This window comes from Pseudonocardia sediminis (assembly GCF_004217185.1).
Taxonomy (GTDB): Bacteria; Actinomycetota; Actinomycetes; order Mycobacteriales; family Pseudonocardiaceae; genus Pseudonocardia; species Pseudonocardia sediminis.
On sequence record NZ_SHKL01000001.1, the window covers coordinates 3885413 to 3908602 of the forward strand.

Below are 23190 nucleotides of genomic sequence, written 5' to 3' on the forward strand. Positions count from 1 at the left end.
AGCACCGCGATCGCCCGCCCGATCCCCCGACGACGCCCCGGTCACCGGGCAGACGCGACCGTCGAGACGCCCCCGCGGACGATCGGGCGTCACGTTCCGACCGACCGGAACGCCACATCGTGACGCTCGCTCGGCCACGCCGGATCGGAAGTCACGATGTGGCGGTCCGCTCCGCTGTTTCGTGACGCTCGACCTCGTGGTCCGCCGTGTCCACGGCCGACGGAATCACCGAGGCGCCCGCGCGCCTCATCAGAAGGAGCGCGGCATCTTCAGGACGTGCTGGCCGACGTAGGACAGGATGAGGTTCGTCGAGATCGGGGCGATCTGATAGAGCCGGGTCTCGCGGAACTTGCGCTCGATGTCGTACTCCTCGGCCATGCCGTAGCCGCCGTGGAACTGGATGGCCGCGTTCGCCGCCTCCCAGGACGCCTCGGACGCCAGCAGTTTCGCCATGTTCGCCTCGGCGCCGCAGGGCAGGCCGGCGTCGAACAGGTCGCAGGCCTTCCACCGCATCAGGTCGGCGGCCTCGATGTTCACGTGCGCGCGGGCGATCGGGAACTGCACGCCCTGGTTGGAGCCGATCGGGCGGCCGAACACCTCGCGCTCGGTGACGTAGCGCGTCGTCCGGTTCACGAACCACCTCCCGTCGCCGATGCACTCCGCGGCGATCAGGGCCCGCTCGGCGTTCATCCCGTCGAGGATGTATTTCAGGCCCTCGCCCTCGGTACCGACGAGCGAGTCGGCGGGGATGCGGACGTCGTCGAAGAAGACCTCGTTCGTCTCGTGGTTGACCATCGTGCGGATCGGCTTGACCGTGATCCCCTCGAGGCCGCGCAGGTCGATCAGGAACACCGACAGGCCCTGCGAGCGCTTCTCGACCCGATCCTTCGGCGTGGTGCGGGCCAGGAGCAGCATCAGGTCGGAGTGCTGGACGCGCGAGGTCCAGATCTTCTGCCCGTTGACGACGTAGTCCTCGCCGTCGCGCACGGCCGTCGTCGACAGGCTGGTGGTGTCGGTCCCGGCTCCCGGCTCGGTCACCGCGAAGGCCTGCAGCCGGACCTCGCCGGAGGCGATGCCGGGCAGCCAGGTCTGCTTCTGCCTCTCGCTGCCGTGCCGCAGCACCGCGCCCATCGTGTAGAGCTGCGCGTGCACCGGGGCGGCGTTCGCGCCGTTGGCGTGCATCTGCTCCAGCAGCACCGACGCGTCGCCGAGCCCGAGGCCCAGCCCGCCGTACTCCTCCGGGATCAGCGCGCCGAGGCAACCGGTCGTGGTCAGGGCGGCGACGAACTCCTCCGGGTACCGGCGGTCGCGGTCGAGGTCGCGCCAGTACTCGTCCGGGAAGTCCTTGCAGATCCGGTCGACGGTGTCGCGCAGGTCGCGCCGGAGGTCGGACTCCTGCTGCAGCGGGTGGTTCATACGTCGCCCTCCACGGTGTCGGAGTCCCGACCGTAGACGTCCGCACGCCCGGGGCGGGCGAACCAGCACCGGGCCTCGTCCCCGGGCCGGGCCCCCTTCTCGACCTCGGCGGACAGCGCGCGGGCGAGCACGCCGGTCAGGGCGACGCCGGTGCGCCGGGAGCCCGGCCCCGCCGGTCGCGAGGTCGCCGTGATGCCCCGGCCGACCCGCCCGCCGAGGCGTGCGGACTCCTCACGCACCAGCTCACGGTCGTACTGCGGCGCGGTCAGCACGGCCAGCGCCGCGCCGTGGCCGATCGCGGTCACGATGACGGTGCCGTGGTGCATCTCCACCACGGTCCGCCCGACCTGTCCGCCGTGGAACACCCGTGACGCACCGGCGGTCAGGGCGCTCAGCCCCGAAGTGATCGCCGCGATCTGTTCCGCCCGTCCGTCCGGCACCTCCGCGGACCGGGCCGCGGGCAGGCCGTCCGCCGCGACGACGACCGCGTGCGCGACACCCGGCACCCGCTCGACGAAGTCGGTGACCAGCCGGTCGACGTCCTGCTCGGGCGCTGTCATCGCCTGGGGCTCCGTTCCGTGACGCCGCGTGGTAGTTGACCCCAGCTAACCAGTTGCGACGACGGGGCGCTCGGCAGGATCTCGGCCGACTCGTCAGTCGCCTCGCGGGGCGACACGGGCGGCGTGTCGGCCGGGCGGCACGGCGGCCCGCTGCGCCGCCGTCCCGTCGGCGAACCACCAGCCGTCGGGTGCCGGTCCCCCGGACGCGGTCACCTCGTCGAGCTGCCGTCGCAGGGCACGGGTGAGCGAGGCGACGGCGAACGCCCGCTGCGGGTCCCCGTCCGGGCGCGGCGCACCGGCCGCGACGGCGAGCGCGGCGGCCACGTCCGGGGTGCGCGGGTCGTCGGGACCCCCCGCCTCGCCCCGTGCCCGTCCGTCGACCTGCGCGAGCTCGGCCAGCAGGTCGTGCAGGTGGATCAGCGGTGACCGGACCGGGTCGGTGACCCACGTCCCGGGCGGGTCGCCGCGACCGCCGAACAGCGCGACATCGGCTCGCGTCAGCGGCTCGGCGGCGTCCGGGCGGGCGTAGCCGGGCGTCGTCCCGGCGAGCCGGTCGGACGCGACGGCGAGCGCGCGGCACGCCGTCGCGACGTCGGCGTCGTTCTCCTCACGGTCGCCCCGCACGCCCACGGTCAGCGCGCGGGCGTGCGTGACGGCGGCGGCGAGGAGCGCGAGCCGGTGCCGGGTCTGCGACGGGCTGTGCCCCCACACCAGCGGACGCGTCAGCGGGCGGGCGACCAGGGCGAGGCGTCGGAACCGGTCGTCGAGGCCGCGCGCGAGACCGTCGAGGTCCCGCGGAGTGCCGTCCTCGGCGGGCTCGATCCGCCCCGTCTCCAGCCGCTGCGCGACGGCCACGAGCAGCTCCGACAACGCCGTGAACAGCGCGCCGCGCACGGTCCGGACGGTGTGCCGGGTCCCCAGCGGGAGCACCAGCACCGCCACCGCGAACCCGATCAGGGCGCCGACCGCGGTCTCCTCCAGGCGCAGCACCAGCAGCGCGTTCGAGAACTCGTGCAGGGCGCTGTAGAGCTGCCCGACCATGATCGTGATGCAGAAGATCATGAAGCCGTAGGAGATCCGGAACATGTAGAAGCCGACGAACATGCAGGCGACGATCGTGACCAGGACCGCCGTCGTGCTGCCCGCGGTCACCCCCGCGAGCCAGATCGAGGCGAAGAGCCCCAGCAACGTCCCGACCAGGCGGTTGACGCCCTTGAGGAACGTCTCCGACCGGGTCCCGGTGCCGGTGAACATCACGAACACCGCGATCACGGCCCAGTAGTAGCGGGTGTCGGACAGCTCGCGGCCGACGAGGATCGCCAGCGTGCCGGCGACAGCGACCTGGATCGCCTGCCGGGTCGTCATGTCCAGCTTCGCCAGCGGGTTCCACCAGCGCACGTGGACGGGGACGTCGAGTGCGACGGCGGGCGAGCCGGGCAGATGGCCCATGGCGAGCCCGACGGCGGGCTCGAAGTCGTCGACCTCCGCGGTCCCGGGCGGCGCCTCGGCGATGCGGGCCAGCGCGACGAACTCCGACGCCGCCGCGGCCAGGTGCCGGGCGGCGAGCCGGCCCGGGGGCGGGGTACCGGTGTCGTCGCCGGTCGCGTCCGCCAGCTCCCGTGCCGCGCGCTCGGCCCCGGCGTCGTCGCGACGGGCCATCCGGTCGAGCAGGACGGCGGCTCGACCGGCGAGCGGCGAACCACCGGCGGCGAGGCTGTCGGCTCCGGCCACGATCCCGTCGACGGCCTGCTGGGCGTCGATCAGGCGACGGCGCAGGGCCGGTCCCGACCAGCCCTCCGGCAGTGCTCCGCGCTCGGCGGACCAGGCCTCGACCATCAGCGCGACCTCGGCCAGACGGGTCTGCCGGCGGCCCAGAGCGCGCCGGGCGCGACGGCGGGCCCGCCCGCCGTCGACGTCCGGGCGGTCGGCGTGGGTGAGCAGGTCGGACCCTGCGCGGGCGACGGCGCGGGCCCGGGCGTCGAAGGCCCGCACGACCCGGCGCAGTGTCCGTGGGGCGTGGGTGTTGAGCAGCGTGATCGACAGCAGCAGGACCCACGCCGTCCCGACGACCGTCGCCCCGACGATCATCGGCATCATCGACCAGCTCGGGTGCAGGAACGAGGCGAAGAAGTAGCCCATCCACGCCATGAACCCGTAGTTGAAGAACGCCGGGCCCCAGCGCCGCACGAACACGGCCAGGAACATCACGACGACGAACACCGACAGCATCAGCCCGGTGCTGCCCGCCACCGCGATCCCGGCGACCATTCCGCCGCCGATCGCGACCGGGAACCAGACGGCCGTGCGGACCTTCTCCCCCACGTCGCTGCCGGTGAGTGCCAGCGAGCCCATCATGGCGACGATCGCGCCGAGCAGCATCGAGATCAGGACACCCTGCGCGTCCGCCCCGAGCAGGGTCGCGAACCCGTACTCGACGCCGAGCGCGGTGGCCATCGCCACCGCCCCGGAAACCGCCATCCGCAGCCGTCCGAGGCCGGGGTCGGAGGCGACCAACCGATCCCAGAGTTCACGCCATCGACCTGGCACCGCCACCGCTCCGAGCTGTCGTGTCCGATTATCGGTATGATACCGACGATAACAGGTATCGTACCGGTGTTCAGGAGGAGCCGATGGGATCACAGGATCGTCCGGTGGACACCGGCGCGACTGCACCCCTCGACGTGATCGAGGTGGCCTCGGCCGTCCTCGTGCGCAACTTCGAGCTGCTGCGCCGGCGCACCGGCGACCGCGACCTGGACCGCTCGGAGTACCTGCTGCTGCGGACCCTCGACGCCGCGGGCCCGTCGGACATCTGCTCACTCGCGGCCGCGCTGGGCCTGGACCCGTCGACGGCGGGGCGCCAGGTGACGGTGCTGGCCGGCAAGGACCTGGTCCGGCGCACCCCGGCGGAGTCCGACCGGCGGCGCAGCGTGATCTCTCCGACCGAGGAGGGTCTGGAGCGGATGCGGGCCGAGCGCGACCGGCGCCGCCACGACACCGCCGAGCTGCTCGACGGCTGGAGCGAGGCCGACCTGCGCACGCTCGGCGAGATGTTCACCCGCTACAACGGCGCCGTGGCGGAGAAGTACCTGACGGCCCCGACGACAGCCACTACGTCGGGAGCCCCAGCACCTGCTTCGCGATGATCGAGCGCTGGATCTCGTTGCTGCCGCCGTAGATCGTCGACGGCAGGGCCTTGTAGAACACGTCCAGCACGTCGATGTCGCCGTCACCGTCCTGCCCCGGGCCGACCGGACCGACGACGGCGCCGGCCGGCCCCGCGGTGTCGCGGATCAGCTCCCCGATCCGCTGGGTGGTCTCCGTCGCCCAGATCTTGAGCAGCGACACGTCGGGGCCGAGCGGCTCCCCACGCACGAACGTCGCGGCGAACCCGGCGTAGGCGTCGGAGAGGTGGGCGACGTCGAGGGCGAGTGCGGCGACGCGGCTGCGGAACACCGGGTCGTCCTGCACGCCGCGGGCCCGCGCGACGCGGGCGAGCCGGTCGAGCGCGTAGGCGGGCATCTGCGGGCTGCCGATGTGGATCCGCTCCGCGGAGAGCACGGACTTGCCGACGGTCCAGCCCTGGTTCTCCGGACCGATCCGGTTCCCGGCCGGGATCCGGACGCCGTCGAAGAACACCTCGCACAGTTCGGAGTGCCCGGCGATGTCGCGGATCGGGCGCACGGTCACGCCCGGGACGTTCAACTCCAGCAGGAAGAAGCTGATCCCGCGCTGGCGCTGGGCGTCGGGGTCGGTGCGGGCCAGCAGCAGCATGTGCGTGACGTCGTGCGCCATCGTCGTCCAGATCTTGCTGCCGTCGACGACGTAGTGCCCGCCGGTCTCGTCGAGGCGGGCCCGGGTGCGCAGGCTCGCCAGGTCGGAGCCTGCCCCGGGTTCGGAGTAGCCCTGGCAGTAGCGGTCGGCGCAGCTCAGGATGCCGGGCAGGAAGCGGGCCAGCTGCTCGGGCGTGCCGTGCTCGAACAGCGCCGGGCCGATCATGCGCACGCCCTGGTCCTGGAACCGGGCGATCCCCCAGCGCTCCTGCTCCTCTCCGAAGACGAGCAGCTTCGACGGTCCCAGCCCCATCCCGCCGTAGCGAGTGGGCCAGTTCGGCGCGATCCAGCCCTTGGCCGACATCCGCTCGAACCAGGCCGACTGCTCGGACCAGTACAGCCGTCGTGACGGGTACCGGATCGCGGTCGGGTGGTGGGCCTCGAACTCGGCGCGGACGATCGCGCGGAACTCCTCGTCGGACAGGGCGTTCCAGTCCTGCTCCTGCGCCACACCGAACTCGGGGGCCACCGACCGTCCGCGCCGCGGCGCAGCCGTGGGGACCTCGCGTACGGCCGCCGGGTCGGCAGCCGGACGTGCGAGCGGAGCTCCCGCTACGCGGGGCGACAGGGCGTCGTGGCGACGCCGGTGCGCCTCCGCGCCGCCGAGCGAGCTCGCGAGGACGATCGCGCGGTTGAGGTACAGGCCCAGGTCGTGCTCGTCGGAGAAGCCGAGCGCACCGTGCAGCTGCACCGCCTGCCGGCACACCCAGGTCGCCGCCTCGCAGGCGCGGGCGTGGGTGCCGCTCGCGGCGGCCGAGCGCTCGTCGGCGGTCGCGCCGGGGAATTCGCGCCGGTCGAGGGCACCGTCGAGGGCGGCGCGGGCCAGCCGGACCTGGACCCACATGTCGACGGCGCGGTGCGCGAGGGTCTGGAACGCCCCGATCGGGCGGCCGAACTGCTCGCGGGTGCGCAGGTGGTCGCACGTCATGCCGAGGACGTGACCGGCGATGCCGGTGAGCTCCGCCGCCACCGCGACGAGTGCGGCGTCGGTCGCCTCGCCGAGTGACCGGGCCACCGCCGGGCCGCGCCCGAGCACGGCCCCGGCCGGGACGGCGACGCCGTCGAGGTGCAGGTCGGCCAGGTGCCCGCCGTCGGCCAGCGGGATGGTGGTGACGGTCAGTCCGGGGACGTCCCGCGGCAGGGCGACGAGCACGTCCGGGCCGGCCACGTCCGTCCCGTCCACCACGGCCGCGACCAGGACGGTGTCGGCAGCGGGTACCGGGACCCAGCGCACCCTGCCGCTCAGGACGTACCCGTCGCCGTCATCGGTCAGCGTGGGTGGGGCGGCGCCGGGGTCGTGGGCGAGCGTGACGACCCGCGTGCCGGCGACGACGTCGTCGAGCAGCGCGGGTGCCCCGGACCCCGGCTCAACCGCCGGACCGGCCAGTAGCGTCGCGACCCGGACCCCGCAGGCCGCGTAGGGCTCCGGGAACGCACCCGCGCCCAGACGCTCCGCGACCGCGGCCACGGCCCGCTCCCCCGCGCCGGCCCCGCCGAGCTCCTCGGGCACTCCGAGCCCGAGCCACCCCAGATCACCGAAGCGCCGCCACATCGCGCGGTCCACCCGGCCACCGGCCTCGCGCACGGCACGGGTGCGGGCGGTCCCCTCGGCGCCGACCCGGTCCACGACCGCCGCGAGATCGGTCAGCGCCGCGTCGACCGGCGCGGTATCGCCGCGCGGCTCCGCCGCGGTATCGCCGCGCGGCCCCGCCGCGGTGCTCACACCGGGTCCCAGGACACCACGTCCGTCGTGACCTGCAGCGGGGTGAAGCTGGGGCGCAGGGCCGGGATGAGGTCGTCGGCGATCGCCTCGACGTCCCAGCCGCCGTCGCGGTGCATCGTCCGGACGGGCCGGTGCTGGCTCATCAGGTAGACCTCGTTGGCGCGCACCGAGAAGATCTGCCCGGTCACGTCCGAGACCGGCGAGACGAGGTAGGCGGCCAGCGGCGCCACCTTCTCCGGCTCCATCCGCTTGAGCTTCTCCACCCGGTCCTTCTGTTCCGGGGTGTCGGTCGGGATCGACGCGGTCATCCGGCTCCACGCGAACGGCGCGATGCAGTTCGAGCGCACGCCGTAGCGCTCCATGTCCCCGGCGATGATCCGCGACAGGCCGACGATGCCGAGCTTGGCCGCGGCGTAGTTGGCCTGCCCGATGTTGCCGATCAGCCCGGACGTCGACGTCATGTGCACGTAGGCCCCGGAGCGCTGGGCCTTGAAGTGCTCCGACGCCGCGCGGGAGACGAAGAACGAGCCGTGCAGGTGGACGTCGATCACCGAGCGCCACTCCTGCTCGGTCATGGTGAAGAACATCCGGTCGCGCACGATCCCGGCGTTGTTGACCACGGCGTCGATCCGGCCGAACGTGTCGACGGCGGTGGCGACGATCGACCGCGCGGAGTCCCACCCGGCGACGCTGTCGGTGTTCGCGACGGCCGTCCCGCCGGCGGCCTCGATCTCGGTGACCACGCTCTGCGCCGGCCCGGCGTCGGATCCGGACCCGTCCAGCGCGGCACCGACGTCGTTGACGACGACACTCGCGCCCTCCGCCGCCATCCGCAGCGCCACCGCCCGGCCGAGGCCGCCCCCGGCCCCGGTCACGACGACGACCTTCTCGCGCAACGAGCTGCCCATGTCGCTCCCTCTCCGCGTCGGGACGGCTGACCGGCCGACCTTCCCAGGGCCCCTCCGGGAGGGTCAACGACGCTCCGGGTTCCTGGACGGGCTCAGTCCATCAGGAGCACGCAGCCGCTCACCGCGCCGTCCGTGCCGAGCAGCGGGTTCACCGCGATCCGGACGGTCACGGTGCGCCCGCGGCGGTTCACGGCGTCGACCTCGAGGACGTCGGTGTGGTCGCGGTCGGCGAGGACCTTGCGCGCCGCGGTCCGCAGGCCGTCGGTCGGCAGGCCCATGTCCAGGTTGAACACGTGCTGGCCGAGGACCTCCTCGCGGCGCAGGCCCCACATCTCCTCGGCGACGGCGTTCCAGACCGTGACCTGCAGCTGCCGGTCCAGCACGATCACGCCGGAGCGCAGCGAGGACAGGATCGACTCCAGGAACTCGTTGACGCCGTCGAGCTGCCCGCTGCGGACGCGGACCTCGTCGTTGGTGCTCTGGAGCTCGTCGTTGGAGGACCGGAGCTCCTCGTTCATGGTCTCCAGCTCCTCGTTCGTGGACTGGAGCTCCTCGTTGGTCGTCTCCAGCTCCTCGACGGTGGACTGCAGCTCCTCGTTCGTCGTCTCCAGCTCCTCGCTGGTCGACTGCAGCTCCTCGTAGAGCGACTCCAGCTGGGCGTTCGCCCGCTCCAGCTCGCCCTGCAGGCGGTGCGCCGCGCTGACGTCGTGGAACGCGACCGACACCCCGAGCCGGCCGCCGTCGGCCGCGACCAGCGGGGCGACGTCGACGGCGAACCAGCGCGTCTCCCCCGCCCGTTCGAGCCGGACCTCGGTGATCCGTTCGGCGGTGCGGTTCATCCGTACCCGCTCGACGACCGAGCGCAGCTCGACCGGCCGGTAGGAGACCTCCAGGTCCCGCAGCGGACGGCCGACGTCGCGGGCACCGACGCCGAGCAGCTCCTCCGCGCGCTGGTTGGCCAGGGCCACGACGTCGTCCCCGGTGAGCACGATCTGCGGGACCGGTCCCGCTGCCAGTGCGTGCTCGCGCAGGCGGTCCATGGTGCCCGCACCGCGGCGGTCGGCGACGAACTCGGGCGACATCGGCGTCACACCGGCGGCCACGGACCGGTTCTTGCGGAACACCCGGGACTTGAGGTCGATCGGTTCGAACAGCCGACCGTGGCTGAGCAGCATCTCCGCCCGCCCGAGGACCAGCACACCGTGCGGGGCGAGCGCGAACCGGAACCGCGACATCATCCCGGCCTGGGTCTGCGGGGTGAAGTACATCAGCGTGTTGCGGCAGGAGAGCAGGTCGATCCGGGAGATCGGCGCGTCCTGGACGAGGTCGTTGCGGCCGAAGATGACGCTGCGGCGCAGGTCCTTGCGGAACGCGTGGCGCGACCCGACCGGCTCGAACCACCGTTCCCGCAGGTCTGCGGGCACCCCCTGCAGCTCGCGCTCGGTGTAGGTGGCGGCGCGCGCGTAGGCCAGCGCGTCCTCGTCGACGTCGGTGGCGTAGATCTTCACCCGGCGCCCGAACTCCTCGGGCCCGAGCAGCTCGGCGAGCAGGATCGCGATCGTGTACGCCTCCTCACCGGACGCGCAACCCGCGCACCAGACGCGGATCACCGTGTCCGCGGGGCGGGCCTCCAGCAGCCCGGGCAGGACGTCGGTGCGCAGGTAGGACCAGGTGTCGGGGTCCCGGAAGAACCCGGTGACGTTGATCAGGATCGTGTTGAACAGCGCCGCGAACTCGTCCGGGGTGACCTCGAGGTGGTCGACGTAGGCGGCGAACCCCTCGATCCCGACCTGGTCCATCCGGTGCTGGATCCGGCGTCGCAGGCTGGTGCGCTTGTAGCCGGTGAAATCGAAGCCGCGGGTCTCGCGCAGGTGGGTCAGCAGCGCCTCGAACCCGTCGTCGATCCCGGGGTCGGTGACGGGGTCGTTCTCGGGGTCGGCTGGCGGGTTCTCGGCCACCCCGCGACGCTACCGCCCCAGGTCGCCCGGGCCGTCGAACGGCTCGCGGGCGAACGGCTCGCGCGCCGGCAGCTGCGCGCTCTCGGGTCCGGCCGGCATCAGCGGCCCCTCCGGGCCACCGGGGAGGGCCAGCACGGCCCACACGACCTTGCCACCGTCCCAGCGCGGGCTGTGCCCCCACACCCGCGACAGCATGTCCACGAGGACGAGCCCGCTGACCGTCGGGACGACGCCGCCCGGACCGAGCGCGGGGGGACGGGGGTCGGCGTCGGCGACCGCGACCGACAGCCCGGCGGGGCGCATCTCCAGGCGCACCACCAGCTCCTCCGACGTGGTGTGCGTGACCACGTTCGTGGCCAGCTCGGAGGCCACCAGGACCGGTCCGTCGAGCGGCGTCACCGACCAGCGGAGGCAGATCTCGCGGACCCAGCTGCGGACCGCGCCCGGAGCCGACGCCCCGGTCACGAAACGCGTGCGGGCCAGACGTCGCGGGCAGGGACCGCTCAGTGCCTCCAGCGCGACGTCGACGCGGTCGTGCACCGGTACGAAGCGGGCCACGGCACTGCCGGCCAGCAGCCCGGCCAGGTCACCGCCCGGGGCGGCCAGCACGAGCGGGACACCCGGCCACGGCGAGATCCTCAGGGCGACGGTCGGGAACACCGACAACGAGCTGACGCGGTCCGCCGCGAGCTCGGAGAGGTCCACCACGATCCCCGACGGGTCGTCGGCGGCGCACTTGAGCAGGGCGTCGCGCAACGCCGCGTACGTGGACAGGTCGAGCAGGCCGTGCGGGCGCACCACGACGGCCCGGCCGTGCCGGTGCTGGGTCACCACCATCGCGCTCATCGCTCCGGCGCCCCGTCTCCCGCCGTCCGGTCCGCCGCCGTCCCGTCCTCCGGTGTCCCGTCCCCCGGCGTCCCGTCCCCGGCCGGCGACCAGGGGGTGACCCGGTCCTGCGGCACGCCGCACAGCAGCAGCTCGCGCAGCACGGCGGCGGCGTCGGCGTGCTCGGCCGCGATGCCGGAGTGGCGCCGGCGCATCTCGTCGAGATCGGAGTCCCGCGCCACGCCCTCCAGTCGCAGGGCGAGTCCCGACCTCTCCCGCAGCACGCGGTGCGCCGTCCACAACGCCCGCTCGTAGCGCTCGCCGGGACTCTCCCGCTGGCGGGGGACGAACGGTCCGCCGTCGCGCCCGAGGTGTTCCAACGCATCCGCGATCCGGTCCGGCGTCCCCGGCCCGGCGGGCGCGGGCGCGGCGTCGCCCCCGGCGAGAGCGGCGAGCAGCGGCCCGATCTCCGACGCCGGCAGCACGTGGTCGGGCCGCAGCAGGCCCATCACCGCCTCCGGCATCCCCGCGGACGCGGCGTCGGCGGGCTCCTGGACGACGACCGTCCCGCCGGCCGCGGCGATCGAGACCATGCCGGCCGCGCCGTCGTCGAGGGTGCCGGAGAGCTGCACGCCGATCACGGCGGAGCCGCGGGTGCGGGCGGCGGAGCGGAACAGCGCGTCGACGGCGGGGCGGTGCCCGTTCTCGGCGGGCCCGGACGAGAGCACCGTGTCTCCGCCGGCGACGAGCAGGTGACGGCCCGGCGGGGCGACGATCACCGTGCCGGGCCGCAGGGGCGCCGACGGAAGTGCCTCCTGTACCGGCAGCGGACCGAAGCGGTCCAGGACCGACGCCAGCGCGCTGCGCCCTGCCTCGGGCAGGTGCAGGACGACCAGCACGGCCGCGGGAAGGTCCGCGGGCAGGCCGGAGACCAGCACGGAGAGTGCCTCGACGCCTCCCGCCGAGGCACCGACGACGATCGTGTCGCGCCGGGTCACCTGCACCACCAGTGGTTCGCGACGGGGCGCCCGGCCCCGCTCCGCACGGTGCCGCACCGCGCGCACGTCCGGACCGCCGACCGGTCCGGGACGTCGGCCGCGGAGGACACGGTGGTCGACCCGCCGACCGCGGGAACGGTACGCCGTGTGCCGGGTCGGGTGCCTGCCGGCAGGCGCGACGTCCTCCGGACGGGTGCCGGGCACGTGTCCGACGGGGCGGGTCTAGCGGACCTTCGCCCGGCCCTTGACCGCGCCGTAGGCGGCGGTGGCGAGGAACAGCACGATCCCGATGATCGCGAGCCAGAACAGGCCCTTGATCACGAAGCCGAGGACGGCCAGGACGAGCCAGATGACGAGGAGGACACCGAGGAAGGCGAGCATCGGACCGACGCTACGCCGGTCACCGGACGCGCGCCCGGACGTCGGAGACGGGGCGGTCCGCCGGCCGGGCCCGCCCTACCCGCGTCCCCGGCGGACCGCCCACAGCACGCAGCACGCCGGGACGATCACGACCTGGGTGACGACGACGGTCACCAGCACGAGGTGCTCCGGAACGTGCAGGAGCACGACGATGTAGAGCGACGCGAGGAGGACGACGGCCGCGATCTCCGACCCGCGCGGTCGTCGTCCGATCCCGCGCAGGGCCGGGTGGCGCAGGCCCGGGGCCGAACCGAGCCGTTGCGGGAACTCCGGGTCGGAGTCGCGGACGTGCGCCTCGATGCCGTGCAGGGCGCGCAGCTCGTCCTCGCTGAGCGGGCGCTCGTCCGCCGGTCCGGCCGTCACCGGCCCACCGTAGCCGCGAACCGGCCGCGACCGCCCGCTCATCTCCGCCCCGTCGCGGTCCGGCCGGGGTCCGCGGCACCGTCACGATGTGTCGCACGGTCGTCCGGTGATCGACGAGGCGCATCTCGGCGGGGTTCGCAGCGATCAAGGCATCCGTCGTGCGCAACTCGAATCGGGGAGTCGTTGCGCACCGCACGGCCGGGAAGGGCGTACCGCGCGCGGGCGTTGAGAACAGTGTCGGGTCCGCGACGCCGCGGTCCACGCGGGTGGGTGAGGTCCCGGCGAATCTCGGGGAAGTGTGAACGTTTCCATGACCGAACACCTGTCCCACCGCCCCTCGACCGCACCGGTGCTCATCACCGACGCACCGATGTCGTACGAGGAGGAGCTGGCGGTCCGCAAGCGCCGCTACGCGCTCATGATGGGGATGCGCATCCCGCTGATGATCGCCGCGGTCGTGTTCATCTCGGTGCCGTGGGTCGCGGTGACGCTGCTGCTCGCCTCGGTCCCGCTGCCCTGGATGGCGGTCCTGATCGCCAACGACCGGCTGCCGCGCAAGGTCGAGAAGGTCAACCGCTACCGCAGCCGTCCGGACGAGCTCGAGGCCCGCGAGCACACGGTGATCGAGAACAGCTGAGCCCCATCCGAACCCGCCGGACGTCGCGTCCGGCGGGTTCTTCGTGCGCGCGTCGTCAGGCGCCGGCCGTGGTGTCCTGCCGGGCGAGCTCGGCGACCAGGGCGTCGGCCGCCGCCCGCAGCTGCGGCACGGCGGACTCGACCAGGGCGTCGGTCATCCGGGTGGTCGGGCCGGAGATCGAGACCGCGGCCGGCAGCGGCCCGTCCAGGGCCACCGCCACGCAGCGGACGCCGATCTCCTGCTCACCCTCGTCGATCGCGAAACCGGCCGCACGGACCCGGTCGAGCTCGCGCTCGTAGGCGGCCCGGTCGGTGATCGTGTTCTCGGTGTGACTGACCATGTCGGTGTGCCGCAGGATCTCCGCGACCCGGTCCGGCGACATCCGGGACAGCAGAGCCTTGCCGACGGCGGTGCAGTGCGGTGACACCCGCCGCCCGACCTCGGTGAACATCCGCATCGAGTGCCGGCCCGGCGCCTGGGCGACGTAGACGACCTGCGAGCCCTCCATCAGGGCCAGGTTCGCGCTCTCCCCCAGCGTGTCCACCAGCGAGGCCAGCTGCGGGCGCGCCCACACCCCGACCAGGCGTCCGGCGGTGTCGCCGAGGCGCACCAGACGGGGGCCGAGCGCGTACTCCCGGGAGGACTCCTGCCGGACGTAGCCGCGCCCGGCCAGCGTGCGGACCAGCCGGTGGATCGTCGGCAACGGCAGGCCGGAGGTCGCGGCCAGGTGGGACAGGCCCGCCGTCCCGCCGGCCTCGGCCATCGCCTCGAGCAGGTCGATCGCACGCTCGACGGACTGCACCGTGGCCGAGCGGACGACCGCGCCCTCGGGCGGGACGTCGGCGTCGGTATCGGACTTCCGCATGGTGAAATCCTAGCCGTTGTCCGGCGCCGGGGGCGTCTGCTCCACGCCGCCGCGGCGCGGCAACCGCCCCCGAGGGTGGAGAGCTGACGGGAATCCCGGGGTGCCCCGATCCGTTGTCGGCGACATGGCTGCTGCGATCGTCGCCACCGCGTTCGGTGGCCCGGAAGTCCTCTCCCTCGTCGACGTCGAGGTGCCGGTACCCGGCCCGGGCGAGGCGACCGTCGCGGTCCGCGCGGCCGCGATCAACCCGGTCGACCACAAGATCTTCAGCGGGGCGTTCGGCGCCGACGGGTCGTCGCTGCCGCTGCGGGTCGGGCTGGAGGGTGCCGGGGTCGTCACCGCCGTCGGCGAGGGTGCGTCGGTGGCCGTCGGGGACGAGGTGATCGTCGCGGGCCCGGGTGCCGGCGGGCTCTACGCCTCCGAGGTCACCGTCGCCGACACCGCGCTGACGGCCAAGCCGGCGGAGCTCGGCTGGGAGGAGGCCGCGGGCCTGCTGCTGGTCGGGGGCACGGCCGAGCACACGCTCGTCGCGACCGGTGTCGGCGAGGGCGACGTGGTGCTGGTCCACGGGGTCGCCGGCTCGGTCGGGCTCGTCGCCGCGCAGCTCGCGATCCACCGCGGCGCCCGCGTGATCGGTACGGCCGCCCCGGCCCGGCACGACGCCCTGCGCGGCTACGGCATCGAGCCGGTCGCCTACGGCGAGGGGCTCGCCGACCGGGTCCGCGCGGCCGCGCCGGACGGCATCTCGGCCGCGATCGACACCGTCGGCACCGACGAGGCCGTGGACGTGTCGCTGGACCTGGTCGCCGACCGCGACCGGATCGCCACGATCGCCGCGTTCGGACGGGCCGCCGAGGCCGGCATCAAGGCCCTCGGTGGCGGGCCGGGTGCCGACCCGGGCACCGAGATCCGTGCCGCGGCACGTCCGGAGCTGGCCCGCCTCGCCGCCGAGGGCACGCTGACGGTGGTCGTCGCCCGCACCTACCCGCTGGCCGAGGCCGCCGACGCGGTCCGGTTCGTGCAGGAGGGCCACGCCGGGGGCAAGGTCGTCCTGCTGCCGTAGGCCGGTGCCGGTCGTTCACGGCTCGTCGAGAACCGTGACCTCGTCCCCGACGCGGATCCGGCCCGCGGTCTCCACCTGGGCGTAGACCGACAGTGTCATCGCCGCGAACCCGGGCATCAGGCCGTCCGGCAGACCGGCCGTGGGCCGGTAGGCCGCCAGGCTCTTCAGGACGTTGAGGTCACGGACCCCGGTGACCGGGTCGAACGAGGTCACCACGCACCGCGGGACCCCGCTGCGCACCCGGAGACGGACCTCCCCGACCTGCACCAGCCGGCCGTCCCAACCGTCCTCGGCGTGCTCCTCGGCCTCGACGAGCACACCGGCGCGGAAGCGGCGCGGGTCCACCGCGGCGCCGGTCTCCCGCTCCAGGCGCCGGACCGACCCGGTCCCGAGCAGCGTGATCGGCAGGACGTCGACACCGTTGCCCCCGTCGTCGATCCGCACCAGTCGCACCGGCCGGCCCGCGTGCGCGGACAGGGCCGCGTCCCAGGGCCCGCCGACCTCCCGGCACCGCAGCGTGCGGATGCCGAGGTGGTCGACCGGGAACGGGTCGCCGTGGGCCGTCGCGTCACCGGAGACGTCGTCACCCCCGGGCGTGCGGACGCGCAACGTCGCGTGCGCGTCGTCGTGGTCGAACCGGACTCCGACGAACAGGCCCTTGCCCGGCCGCCCCAGCTGCGCGTCGCCGTCGTCGACGATCACGAAGCGCCGGTCGCCGACGATCCCGCGGCGGTCGACACGGACCTCGCGGGGCGAGAGCAGCTGACCGGACTTCACCGGGGTCATCCCCAGCTGCGACACCGTCTGCATCCGCTCCCCCGTCCACCCCACCGATCCGAGGGACCCACTGTGCCGCCCGCACCGGGTCCCCGGTCAAGGCCGGGATCAGCGCAGCGCCGAGAGGGGGACGACCGCCCACACCGCCACCACCGCGGCCAGGAACACACCCGCGACGACGAAGGCCGGGACCCGCCCGACGGCGAGGTCGAACACCAGCAGCAGCCCGGACGACATCGTCAGTCCGAGGAAGCCCATCCCGGTCAGTGCGGACAGGTGCGCCCACCGCACCAGCTCCGGCTTGCGGCCACGCTGGAACACGATCCGGTGCGCGGCCACCGGCGCCACCAGCAGGGCCGACGACGTCGCCGCGCACAGCAGCGTCACGAGGAACACCGTCACCTGCAGGGTGTCCAGCCGTGTGAAGCGCTCGCTGAACGACGCGGTGAGCAGGAACCCGAAGAGGATCTGCACCCCGGTCAGCACGACACGCAGCTCCTGCAGGAGCTCGGCGAAGTTGCGGTCGGCCCGCCGTAGCGGCATCTCGTCGCGCTGCTCGACGTTCCAGTCGTCGCTGCCGGTCACCACCGGTACAGGATCCGCCTGCCCGCCGCCCAGCCGATCCGCCACTCCTGGCCTCCCCGCGTCCGATTCGAGGCGATCATCCCCCGGATCCCCGGTCCGCGCCGTGACGGGCGGGCCTCAGCGGCGCCCCCGTTCCCTGACCCGCTGGAACAGGGCGACGGCTTCCAGCTGCGACCCGACCGCCAGCTTGGTCAGCACGGCCCGGACCTGGGTGCGCACGGTGGCGACCGAGACGACGTAGTGCTCGGCGATCGTCTGCACCCGCTTGCCGGAGGCCAGATGACCGAGGACCTCCAGCTCACGCGGGCTGAGCAAGGCCAGCCTCCCGGCGAGCTCCCGGTTCTCCTCCAGCCGTCGCTCGTGCAGCTCGATCAAGCGCTCGCGACGGCCCGGCGGCATCACCGGCCGTCCGGCGCGCGCCTCCCGGATCGTCGCCAGCAGCGCCGCGAACGGGGCGTTCTTGTGCATCCAGCCGAAGCCGCCCGCCGCCAGCGCGGCACCGACCCGGGACCCGTCCGAGGTACCGGACAGCACGAGCACCCGCCAGCCGAGATCGACGAGCCCCGGCACCGCCGCCGCACCGTCGATCGGCTCGCCGTTGCGGTCACGACCGAGGTCCAGGTCGAGCACGACCATCCCCGGCCCGGCTCCGGAGGTCGCCGCCACGACGTCGGCCACCGACGACGGCCGGTGGTAGGTCGCGTCCTCGCCCTCGGCCCGCATCGCGAGGACCAGGGACGTGCCGACGAGCTCGTGGTCGTCCACGACGAGCACCCGCCCGTCGCGGATCGGTGTCGTCATCATCGTGCAATCACCCCTCGGTGATCTCCCGCGGTTCGCCTCACGGTCATCAACGCGGTATTCGCATGCCGGATACGGCATGGTTCACCGGAAAGACGAAGAATTTCGAGACCAATGGGTATCGAGTCCGCCCAGGACCGCTGGCGATCAGCAGCGACTCGAACGCTCAGTCGGATGTTTCCGCATCTCAGGGCCGTCACAGTATGCGTCCGAATCCGTTTTCTCGGTCCGATCGGACGCGCACTCATCGGCTGCACAACTGTCGCCCGATCGGCGCTTGCAGGTCCATTTCGGTGCGATCTTCGCGCACAGTTATCCACGCCTGTAAAGAACTGCGTCCGCCCTCGCGACGGAACTGTGACGGACAACGGGCGGGTGTGACGACACCGGGACGCCGTCGCAGGTCCGACCGCCGGTCGGGAGGGACGGGCGCACCGGGACGCGCGTCCCGGCCGGGCGCATCAACAATTCTGAGGATTGACGTGCGGGAGCCGCCGGAGCGGGGGCGCACCGTTCCGCACCCGAACACCTGTTGCAGTGACGCTGCGCACCGGGACGTCACCCGGTCGGTGCGAAACACGGCGGCACACGACGCGATGTAGTGGGCATGACGTTCCTCGAGCGGGTGCTGCTGCGACTGGTGTTCTGGGTGGGCGTGGCTGCGGCGGTCTCCGCCGTCGCCGTGGCGTGCCTCGGGACCGCGCTGCTGCGCGAGGCCCGCACGTGGTCGTCGGCACGGCCGGACGCGACGACCCGCGCCGCTCAGCCGATCCTGCGGTAGAGCGCGACGGCCTCGAGCTGGGAGCCCACCTCGAGCTTCCCGAGCACCGCGCGGACCTGGGTCCGCACCGTCGGCAGGGACACCACGAACTGGTTCGCGATGGCCTGGGCCCGTTTGCCCGCCGCCAGCTCACCGAGGACCTCGCGCTCGCGCGGGGTCAGACGCCCCAGCTTCGCCCTGATCTCCGCCCGCTCCGCCTCGTGACGGCGGAAGAGCTCGATGAGATGCTCCCGCTGCCCGGGCGGCATGGCCGACCGTCCGGCGCGGGCCTCCCGGATGGCGGTGAGCAGCACCGCGAACGGCGCGTTCTTCGAGACCCAGACGAAGCCGCCCGCGGCCAGCGCGGACCCGATCCGGGAGGCGTTGGAGCTCCCGGACAGGACCAGCACCCGCCAGCCGGCCCCGCGCAGAGCGGGGATCAGCTGCACGCCGTCGATCACCGTCCCGGACGCGTCACGGCCGAGGTCGAGGTCGAGCACGACCAGACCGGTCCCGGCCCGCACGGCCGCGTCCAGCACCGCCGCGGCCGAGGGGGCCGGCCGGTAGACGGCGTCCTCCCCCTCTGCGCGCAGGCTCAGGGCCAGGGAGGTCCCGACCAGCTCATGGTCGTCGACGATGAGGATCGTCGAGGACTCCAACGGGGTGTTGCGTTCGTTCGTCACCGGTTCCGCCCACTCTTCAAGCCCCCGCCCCGAGACATGTCCTGCACCTGCCACCGCGCCCACCACCGCCACGGTCACGGTGTGCTCCCCACCTGCAGCACCGCCCGCCCGACCATCGCCGCTCCCCAGTCGATGCAGTCGCACTCACGCTCGTAGGCGGCCGGGCGGGTGCGCAGCGACCACAGGTGCTCCGCGCGGCGCCAGGCCGCGTCCCCGGCCAGGACGACGCCGAGCGTGTCCGCGCCGTCCATGATCTTGTCGAGGACGGCCGGGTCGAGATCGCGCCCCAGCCAGGTCTCGAAGTCCGCCCGCAGCGCCACCATGTGCCGCGCGAAGATCGCCGTGAGGGCATGGTGGTCGGCGAGCTCGGTCGGCCCGAGGGCGCCGCGACCGAGCAGCGTGCAGGTCTGCACGACGGCCGGCGCCAGGTCGTAGCCGACGTGCGCGTTCACCCCGGCGACGGCGAGCTCCATGGGCCCGGTCCCCGGATCGCCGCGGCGCTCGAGCAGCACCGACCACGAGCGCGGGACCGGCAGCCCGGAGGCGTCGGCCCGCACGACGGCGAAGTACCGGCGTGCGAACTCGACGTCGAGGAGGGCCACGAACTCCGGCTCCCGGAACAGCTCCTGGCCGTCGAGCCGGTCCAGAACCTCCCGGGTCACCTGCCGGTAGAGGTGGTTGAAGCAGGCCAGCCCGTCGTCGGCACCGCGCGGGCCCGACTCCGTCAGCTCCTGCAGCCGGTCCAGGCGGTCCAGCACACCGCGGACGTCCTCGGGCGGTGTGGCCAGGCATTCGAGCACCCCGCCGGCGTAGGTGGGTACCGTGCGCCTGTCGTGGCCGACCATGGTCACCGTTGCCTCCGCCGGTCGATCCGATGTCGGTGACCAGCATCGACCTACGGGGGTACGGCGTCGTCGGGAGAACGTCTTACGCGGCCCTCCCCCGACCTCCTAATCCTGGTGCGACGCACTCCGGCGTAGGGGGGTGCGGAGCTGCGAGGAGAACGTGTTGCTCGCCTGGACGCGGGTGCGGACGCCGAGCTTGGCGAAGATCCGGGTGAGGTGCACCCCGACGGTCTTCTCGCTGATGAACAACCGGCCCGCGATCTCCTTGTTGGTCAGCCCGGTCGCCACCTCCGCGAGCACCTCGAGCTCCCGCGCGGTCAGCGACGCCAGCGGTCCCGTGGCGCCGTCACCTCCGGAGCCGTGGGACGGCTCCCCGTCGCCCTCCGGTCCGGGGTCCTCCGGCGACGGCCGCGCGAACGTCACCCGCGCCCGTCCGGCCAGGTCCTCGATCTCGGCGAGCAGCGGACCGGCCCCCAGCGTCCGCGCCGCCCGCTCCGCGCGGACCAGCGCGGCGGCGCCGTCGGCGGACCGCGTCCGGGCGGCGAGGTGCGCCTCGGCCGCGCGCAGCCGGGCGTAGGCCGCCGGGTAGGGCTGGTGCAGCGCCTCCCACCGGTCCGCGACCCCGGCCCAGGCGAGAGGGTCGGGCCGCTCGTGGGCCCGGGCGTCCTCGGCCGCGCACATCGCCGAGAACGCCTCCAGCACCGCGCGCACGGCAGGCACCGCGCGACCGGCGCGGTCGGTGAGCTCGGTGTAGTAGCCGCGCAGGCGCCGCAGGTCCGGCTGCGGGGGCGGCGTACCGGCCTCGACGGCCTGGGCGTGCGCCCGGGCCCCGTGCCAGATCAGCGGCGCGACCGACCAGAAGTCGTCGATCCCCGACTCGACGACGTCCAGACCCGTCATGACGTGCCGGAACGCCACGACCGGGTTCCCGCGCCACATCTCCAGCCCCGCCCGCAGGATCAGCAGCGGCAGACGCAGCCGCGGCCCGACGGCGGAGCCGGCGACGAGCTCGACCGCCTCCAGGTCGTCCTCGCAGCCGTCGAGGTCGCCGCGCCCCATCAGCAGCCGGACCCGGGACAGCCGCACCTCGATCGCCTGCGCACCGGACGGGGCCAGGCTCCAGGCCCGCGCCACGAGCTCCTCGGCCTCGTCCCAGCGACCGAGGCGGAACAGCGCGTTCGCGGCCAGCACCAGCAGCGCCACCCCCGACGTCCGCTCGAGTCCCCGCTCGCGCATGCGCCCGCTCCCGCGCAGCGCGGCCTCGACGCCCTCGGTGAACGCGTTCAGCGGACCGCAGAGCAGCTCGGCCTGGCGGAGCAGGCACACGCCCAGCGTCGCGGGGTCGCCGTCGCGTTCGGCCACCTCGACGGCCTCGGCGAGCGCCGCGAGGCCGTCCTCGGCGTCGTCGAGGTAGGCGGCGCTGAACCCGTAGGTGGCCAGCACGCGGGCGAGCACCCGGGGGTCGCCCGCCCGGCGTGCCGGCCCGAGCGCCTCCCGGGCCACTGTGCGTGCCGCGGCGAACTCGGCGACGTGCTGCAGCACCGCGGCGTGCCCGGCGAGGACCTCGGCGGCCGCGGCCGTCACGGCGTCCGGGCCGGGCTCGTGGGGAGCCGGCCCGTCGAGGGACGGCAGGGACTCCACCGCGCGCCGGTAGGCCTGCTCCGCCTCCCCCGCGCGACCGGCCGACACCAGGCACCGCCCCAGCCGTCCACGCAGGACGGCGGCGTGCAGGCCGGCCGGGCCGTCCGGGTCGGACAGACGCTGGGCCAGCAGCGCGACGGCCTCGTCGTGGTCGCCGGCCAGGTCGGCGGAGTCGGCGGCGCGTTCCAGGCAGGCGCCGCGGGCGATCGTCACCGACGCGGCCGGGACCCGGGCCGTCAGCGCGGCGGCACGCAACCAGTGCCGGTAGGCCTCGGCGTAGCCGTGCAGCAGCTCCGCCTGCGTCGCCGCGGCCAGCGTCGCCGGCAGGGCCTGCTCCGGGGCACCGGCCCGTTCCCAGTGGTGCGCCAGACGGGCCGCGGACCCCGGCCGGTCCCTGTCCGGACCGGTGGACAACGCGCGGGCGTACCGGCCGTGCAGCTCCGTCCGCTCGCCGGGCAGCAGGTCCGCGACGACGGCCTCGACCATCAGACCGTGCCGCAGCCGGTAACCGTCACCCCGGGCGTCGACGACGACGAACCCGCCCTCGACGGCCTCGCGCACGGCGTCCGGGAGGTCGTCGCCCAGCCGCGCCAGCACCTCGGCGAGCAGGGCGTGCGGCACGTCCCCGACACCGGCGGCCACGGCCCGCACCACCCGCCGGGCGTTCGGCGACAGGGCGTCCACCCCGGCCCGCACCAGGTCGCGCACGGTGGTGGGCAGACCCCGCGGGTCGCCGGCGAGCACCGCGCGCACGGTCTCCTCGGCGAGGAAGACGTTGCCCTCGGAGTGGCTCCACACCAGCGGCTCGAGGTCCGGCCGGTGCGGGGCCCAGCCCGCGAGCAGGACCGCGAGCGCCTCCCGGGACAGCGGCTCGACGCGGTGGAACGAGACCTGCCGGTGACGCCGCAGCTCGGCGACCATCGCGCTGAGCCGGCCGGGCACCCCGCCGTGGGCGTCCTCGCGGTAGGAGCCGACCAGCAGCACCGGCTCGGCGGCCAGGCTCGCGACCAGGTAGACGAACAGGTCACGGGTGGAGCGGTCGGCCCAGTGCAGGTCGTCGACGACCAGGACAACCGGTCCCCCGGCGGCGGTGTCGGCGATCAGCCGGCGCAGCATCTCGAGCATCTCGACCCGCGATCCGGCCGCGGCCGGGCCCTCGAGCCGTTCCAGGCCCGCGGACAGCGCGTCGACCCGGGCCCCGGAGGCGGACCGGACGTGCTCGCGCAGCGCCGAGACGACCGGCCAGAACGACGGCCCGTCGCCGAGGTCCAGCGCGCGCCCGGCCAGCACGGTCGTGCCCTGTCCGGCGGCGGCCGTCGTGAACTCGGCGATCAGGCGGCTCTTGCCGACGCCCGCCTCGCCGCCCAGCAGGACGGCCGTCGCACCGGTCGTGCGGGCCGCGCGCAACGCGGCGTGCAGGTGCTCCAGCTCGGTGTCCCGGCCGCGGAAGAGGGTTCCGCCCGGCAGCTGCCCCACGAGGGGAACCCTAATGCCGGTCCACCCCCTACGACCAGGGGATCGACGGACGG

Annotated in this window: 21 protein-coding genes; 4 read left to right on the top strand and 17 right to left on the bottom strand. The window is 74.1% G+C overall.

The genetic code is table 11. The features are described 5' to 3' along the window. Positions 1–249: 249 nt before the first annotated feature. The 3 genes from EV383_RS17940 to EV383_RS17950 form a co-directional block, all read right to left on the bottom strand. Positions 250–1416, bottom strand: a complete 1167-nt coding sequence (locus EV383_RS17940; RefSeq protein ID WP_130290976.1) for an acyl-CoA dehydrogenase family protein — start codon at positions 1414–1416, stop codon at positions 250–252. Beyond that, positions 1413–1976 (bottom strand): roadblock/LC7 domain-containing protein, encoded by a 564-nt coding sequence (locus EV383_RS17945; RefSeq protein WP_130290977.1) that lies wholly within the window; start codon positions 1974–1976, stop codon positions 1413–1415. Before EV383_RS17945 ends, EV383_RS17940 begins: the two co-directional genes overlap by 4 nt. Positions 1977–2069: 93 nt before the next feature. Next, the gene (locus tag EV383_RS17950) at positions 2070–4490 is read right to left on the bottom strand and encodes an FUSC family protein (RefSeq protein WP_130290978.1); all 2421 of its coding nucleotides are present in this window, start codon (positions 4488–4490) and stop codon (positions 2070–2072) included. A 116-nt stretch (positions 4491–4606) separates the two neighbouring features. On the opposite strand from EV383_RS17950, the gene EV383_RS17955 reads away from it, so the two are divergent. After that, the gene (locus EV383_RS17955; RefSeq protein ID WP_130290979.1) at positions 4607–5122 is read left to right on the top strand and encodes a MarR family winged helix-turn-helix transcriptional regulator; all 516 of its coding nucleotides are present in this window, start codon (positions 4607–4609) and stop codon (positions 5120–5122) included. Here EV383_RS17955 and EV383_RS17960 read toward each other — a convergent pair. From EV383_RS17960 to EV383_RS17985, 7 genes are all read right to left on the bottom strand, one after another. After that, on the bottom strand, positions 5088–7532 hold the full coding sequence (locus tag EV383_RS17960; protein WP_130290980.1) for an acyl-CoA dehydrogenase family protein: 2445 nt from the start codon (positions 7530–7532) through the stop codon (positions 5088–5090). The genes EV383_RS17955 and EV383_RS17960 overlap by 35 nt on opposite strands. Beyond that, a complete protein-coding gene (locus EV383_RS17965; protein ID WP_130290981.1) occupies positions 7529–8440 on the bottom strand; it encodes an SDR family NAD(P)-dependent oxidoreductase in 912 nt (303 codons plus the stop codon). The genes EV383_RS17960 and EV383_RS17965 overlap by 4 nt, the downstream gene beginning before the upstream one ends. A gap of 92 nt (positions 8441–8532) precedes the next feature. Further along, the gene (locus EV383_RS17970) at positions 8533–10398 is read right to left on the bottom strand and encodes a CheR family methyltransferase (RefSeq protein ID WP_130290982.1); all 1866 of its coding nucleotides are present in this window, start codon (positions 10396–10398) and stop codon (positions 8533–8535) included. Between the two features lie 9 nt (positions 10399–10407). Then, entirely contained in the window at positions 10408–11244 is an 837-nt protein-coding gene (locus tag EV383_RS17975; RefSeq protein WP_130290983.1) for an STAS domain-containing protein, read from the bottom strand. Continuing rightward, complete coding sequence (locus EV383_RS17980) at positions 11241–12221, bottom strand: chemotaxis protein CheB (RefSeq protein WP_130290984.1); 981 nt, start codon at positions 12219–12221, stop codon at positions 11241–11243. Before EV383_RS17980 ends, EV383_RS17975 begins: the two co-directional genes overlap by 4 nt. A gap of 222 nt (positions 12222–12443) precedes the next feature. Further along, positions 12444–12602: a hypothetical protein gene (locus EV383_RS31240; RefSeq protein WP_165438388.1), complete on the bottom strand. Its 159-nt coding sequence runs from the start codon at positions 12600–12602 to the stop codon at positions 12444–12446. A 75-nt stretch (positions 12603–12677) separates the two neighbouring features. After that, on the bottom strand, positions 12678–13004 hold the full coding sequence (locus EV383_RS17985) for a DUF3040 domain-containing protein (protein ID WP_165438389.1): 327 nt from the start codon (positions 13002–13004) through the stop codon (positions 12678–12680). Between the two features lie 310 nt (positions 13005–13314). Here EV383_RS17985 and EV383_RS17990 point away from each other — a divergent pair, with 310 nt between their 5' ends. Then, the gene (locus EV383_RS17990; RefSeq protein WP_130290986.1) at positions 13315–13641 is read left to right on the top strand and encodes a DUF3099 domain-containing protein; all 327 of its coding nucleotides are present in this window, start codon (positions 13315–13317) and stop codon (positions 13639–13641) included. Positions 13642–13696: 55 nt separating this feature from the next. Here the strand turns inward: EV383_RS17990 and EV383_RS17995 are convergent, their stop codons facing one another. Next, positions 13697–14506 carry an IclR family transcriptional regulator gene (locus tag EV383_RS17995; protein ID WP_130290987.1) on the bottom strand — a complete coding sequence of 270 codons (810 nt, stop codon included), beginning with the start codon at positions 14504–14506 and terminating at the stop codon, positions 13697–13699. Positions 14507–14630: 124 nt separating this feature from the next. On the opposite strand from EV383_RS17995, the gene EV383_RS18000 reads away from it, so the two are divergent. Then, on the top strand, positions 14631–15569 hold the full coding sequence (locus tag EV383_RS18000) for an NADP-dependent oxidoreductase (protein WP_130290988.1): 939 nt from the start codon (positions 14631–14633) through the stop codon (positions 15567–15569). 15 nt (positions 15570–15584) lie between these two features. Here the strand turns inward: EV383_RS18000 and EV383_RS18005 are convergent, their stop codons facing one another. From EV383_RS18005 to EV383_RS18015, 3 genes are all read right to left on the bottom strand, one after another. After that, the gene (locus tag EV383_RS18005) at positions 15585–16379 is read right to left on the bottom strand and encodes an MOSC domain-containing protein (protein WP_130290989.1); all 795 of its coding nucleotides are present in this window, start codon (positions 16377–16379) and stop codon (positions 15585–15587) included. Between the two features lie 75 nt (positions 16380–16454). Further along, positions 16455–16934, bottom strand: a complete 480-nt coding sequence (locus EV383_RS18010) for a DUF6328 family protein (protein ID WP_130290990.1) — start codon at positions 16932–16934, stop codon at positions 16455–16457. A 114-nt stretch (positions 16935–17048) separates the two neighbouring features. Continuing rightward, positions 17049–17732 carry a response regulator transcription factor gene (locus EV383_RS18015; protein WP_130290991.1) on the bottom strand — a complete coding sequence of 228 codons (684 nt, stop codon included), beginning with the start codon at positions 17730–17732 and terminating at the stop codon, positions 17049–17051. 607 nt (positions 17733–18339) lie between these two features. On the opposite strand from EV383_RS18015, the gene EV383_RS31245 reads away from it, so the two are divergent. Further along, positions 18340–18513, top strand: a complete 174-nt coding sequence (locus EV383_RS31245) for a hypothetical protein (RefSeq protein WP_165438390.1) — start codon at positions 18340–18342, stop codon at positions 18511–18513. Here EV383_RS31245 and EV383_RS18020 read toward each other — a convergent pair. From EV383_RS18020 to EV383_RS32675, 3 genes are all read right to left on the bottom strand, one after another. Continuing rightward, on the bottom strand, positions 18495–19175 hold the full coding sequence (locus EV383_RS18020) for a response regulator transcription factor (protein WP_242623174.1): 681 nt from the start codon (positions 19173–19175) through the stop codon (positions 18495–18497). The genes EV383_RS31245 and EV383_RS18020 overlap by 19 nt on opposite strands. Before the next feature lie 74 nt (positions 19176–19249). Next, on the bottom strand, positions 19250–20020 hold the full coding sequence (locus EV383_RS18025) for a DUF5995 family protein (RefSeq protein WP_242623484.1): 771 nt from the start codon (positions 20018–20020) through the stop codon (positions 19250–19252). A 105-nt stretch (positions 20021–20125) separates the two neighbouring features. Then, a complete protein-coding gene (locus EV383_RS32675) occupies positions 20126–23137 on the bottom strand; it encodes a helix-turn-helix transcriptional regulator (RefSeq protein WP_130290993.1) in 3012 nt (1003 codons plus the stop codon). Positions 23138–23190 lie beyond the last annotated feature (53 nt).

Coding starts and splice junctions, on each gene's coding strand:
- EV383_RS17940 (WP_130290976.1), bottom strand. CDS start 1,416: ATGAACCACCCGCTGCAGCAGGAGTCCGACCTCCGGCGCGACCTGCGC.
- EV383_RS17945 (WP_130290977.1), bottom strand. CDS start 1,976: ATGACAGCGCCCGAGCAGGACGTCGACCGGCTGGTCACCGACTTCGTC.
- EV383_RS17955 (WP_130290979.1), top strand. CDS start 4,607: ATGGGATCACAGGATCGTCCGGTGGACACCGGCGCGACTGCACCCCTC.
- EV383_RS17965 (WP_130290981.1), bottom strand. CDS start 8,440: ATGGGCAGCTCGTTGCGCGAGAAGGTCGTCGTCGTGACCGGGGCCGGG.
- EV383_RS17975 (WP_130290983.1), bottom strand. CDS start 11,244: ATGAGCGCGATGGTGGTGACCCAGCACCGGCACGGCCGGGCCGTCGTG.
- EV383_RS31240 (WP_165438388.1), bottom strand. CDS start 12,602: ATGCTCGCCTTCCTCGGTGTCCTCCTCGTCATCTGGCTCGTCCTGGCC.
- EV383_RS17990 (WP_130290986.1), top strand. CDS start 13,315: ATGACCGAACACCTGTCCCACCGCCCCTCGACCGCACCGGTGCTCATC.
- EV383_RS17995 (WP_130290987.1), bottom strand. CDS start 14,506: ATGCGGAAGTCCGATACCGACGCCGACGTCCCGCCCGAGGGCGCGGTC.
- EV383_RS18000 (WP_130290988.1), top strand. CDS start 14,631: ATGGCTGCTGCGATCGTCGCCACCGCGTTCGGTGGCCCGGAAGTCCTC.
- EV383_RS18005 (WP_130290989.1), bottom strand. CDS start 16,379: ATGCAGACGGTGTCGCAGCTGGGGATGACCCCGGTGAAGTCCGGTCAG.
- EV383_RS18015 (WP_130290991.1), bottom strand. CDS start 17,732: ATGACGACACCGATCCGCGACGGGCGGGTGCTCGTCGTGGACGACCAC.
- EV383_RS31245 (WP_165438390.1), top strand. CDS start 18,340: ATGACGTTCCTCGAGCGGGTGCTGCTGCGACTGGTGTTCTGGGTGGGC.
- EV383_RS18025 (WP_242623484.1), bottom strand. CDS start 20,020: ATGGTCGGCCACGACAGGCGCACGGTACCCACCTACGCCGGCGGGGTG.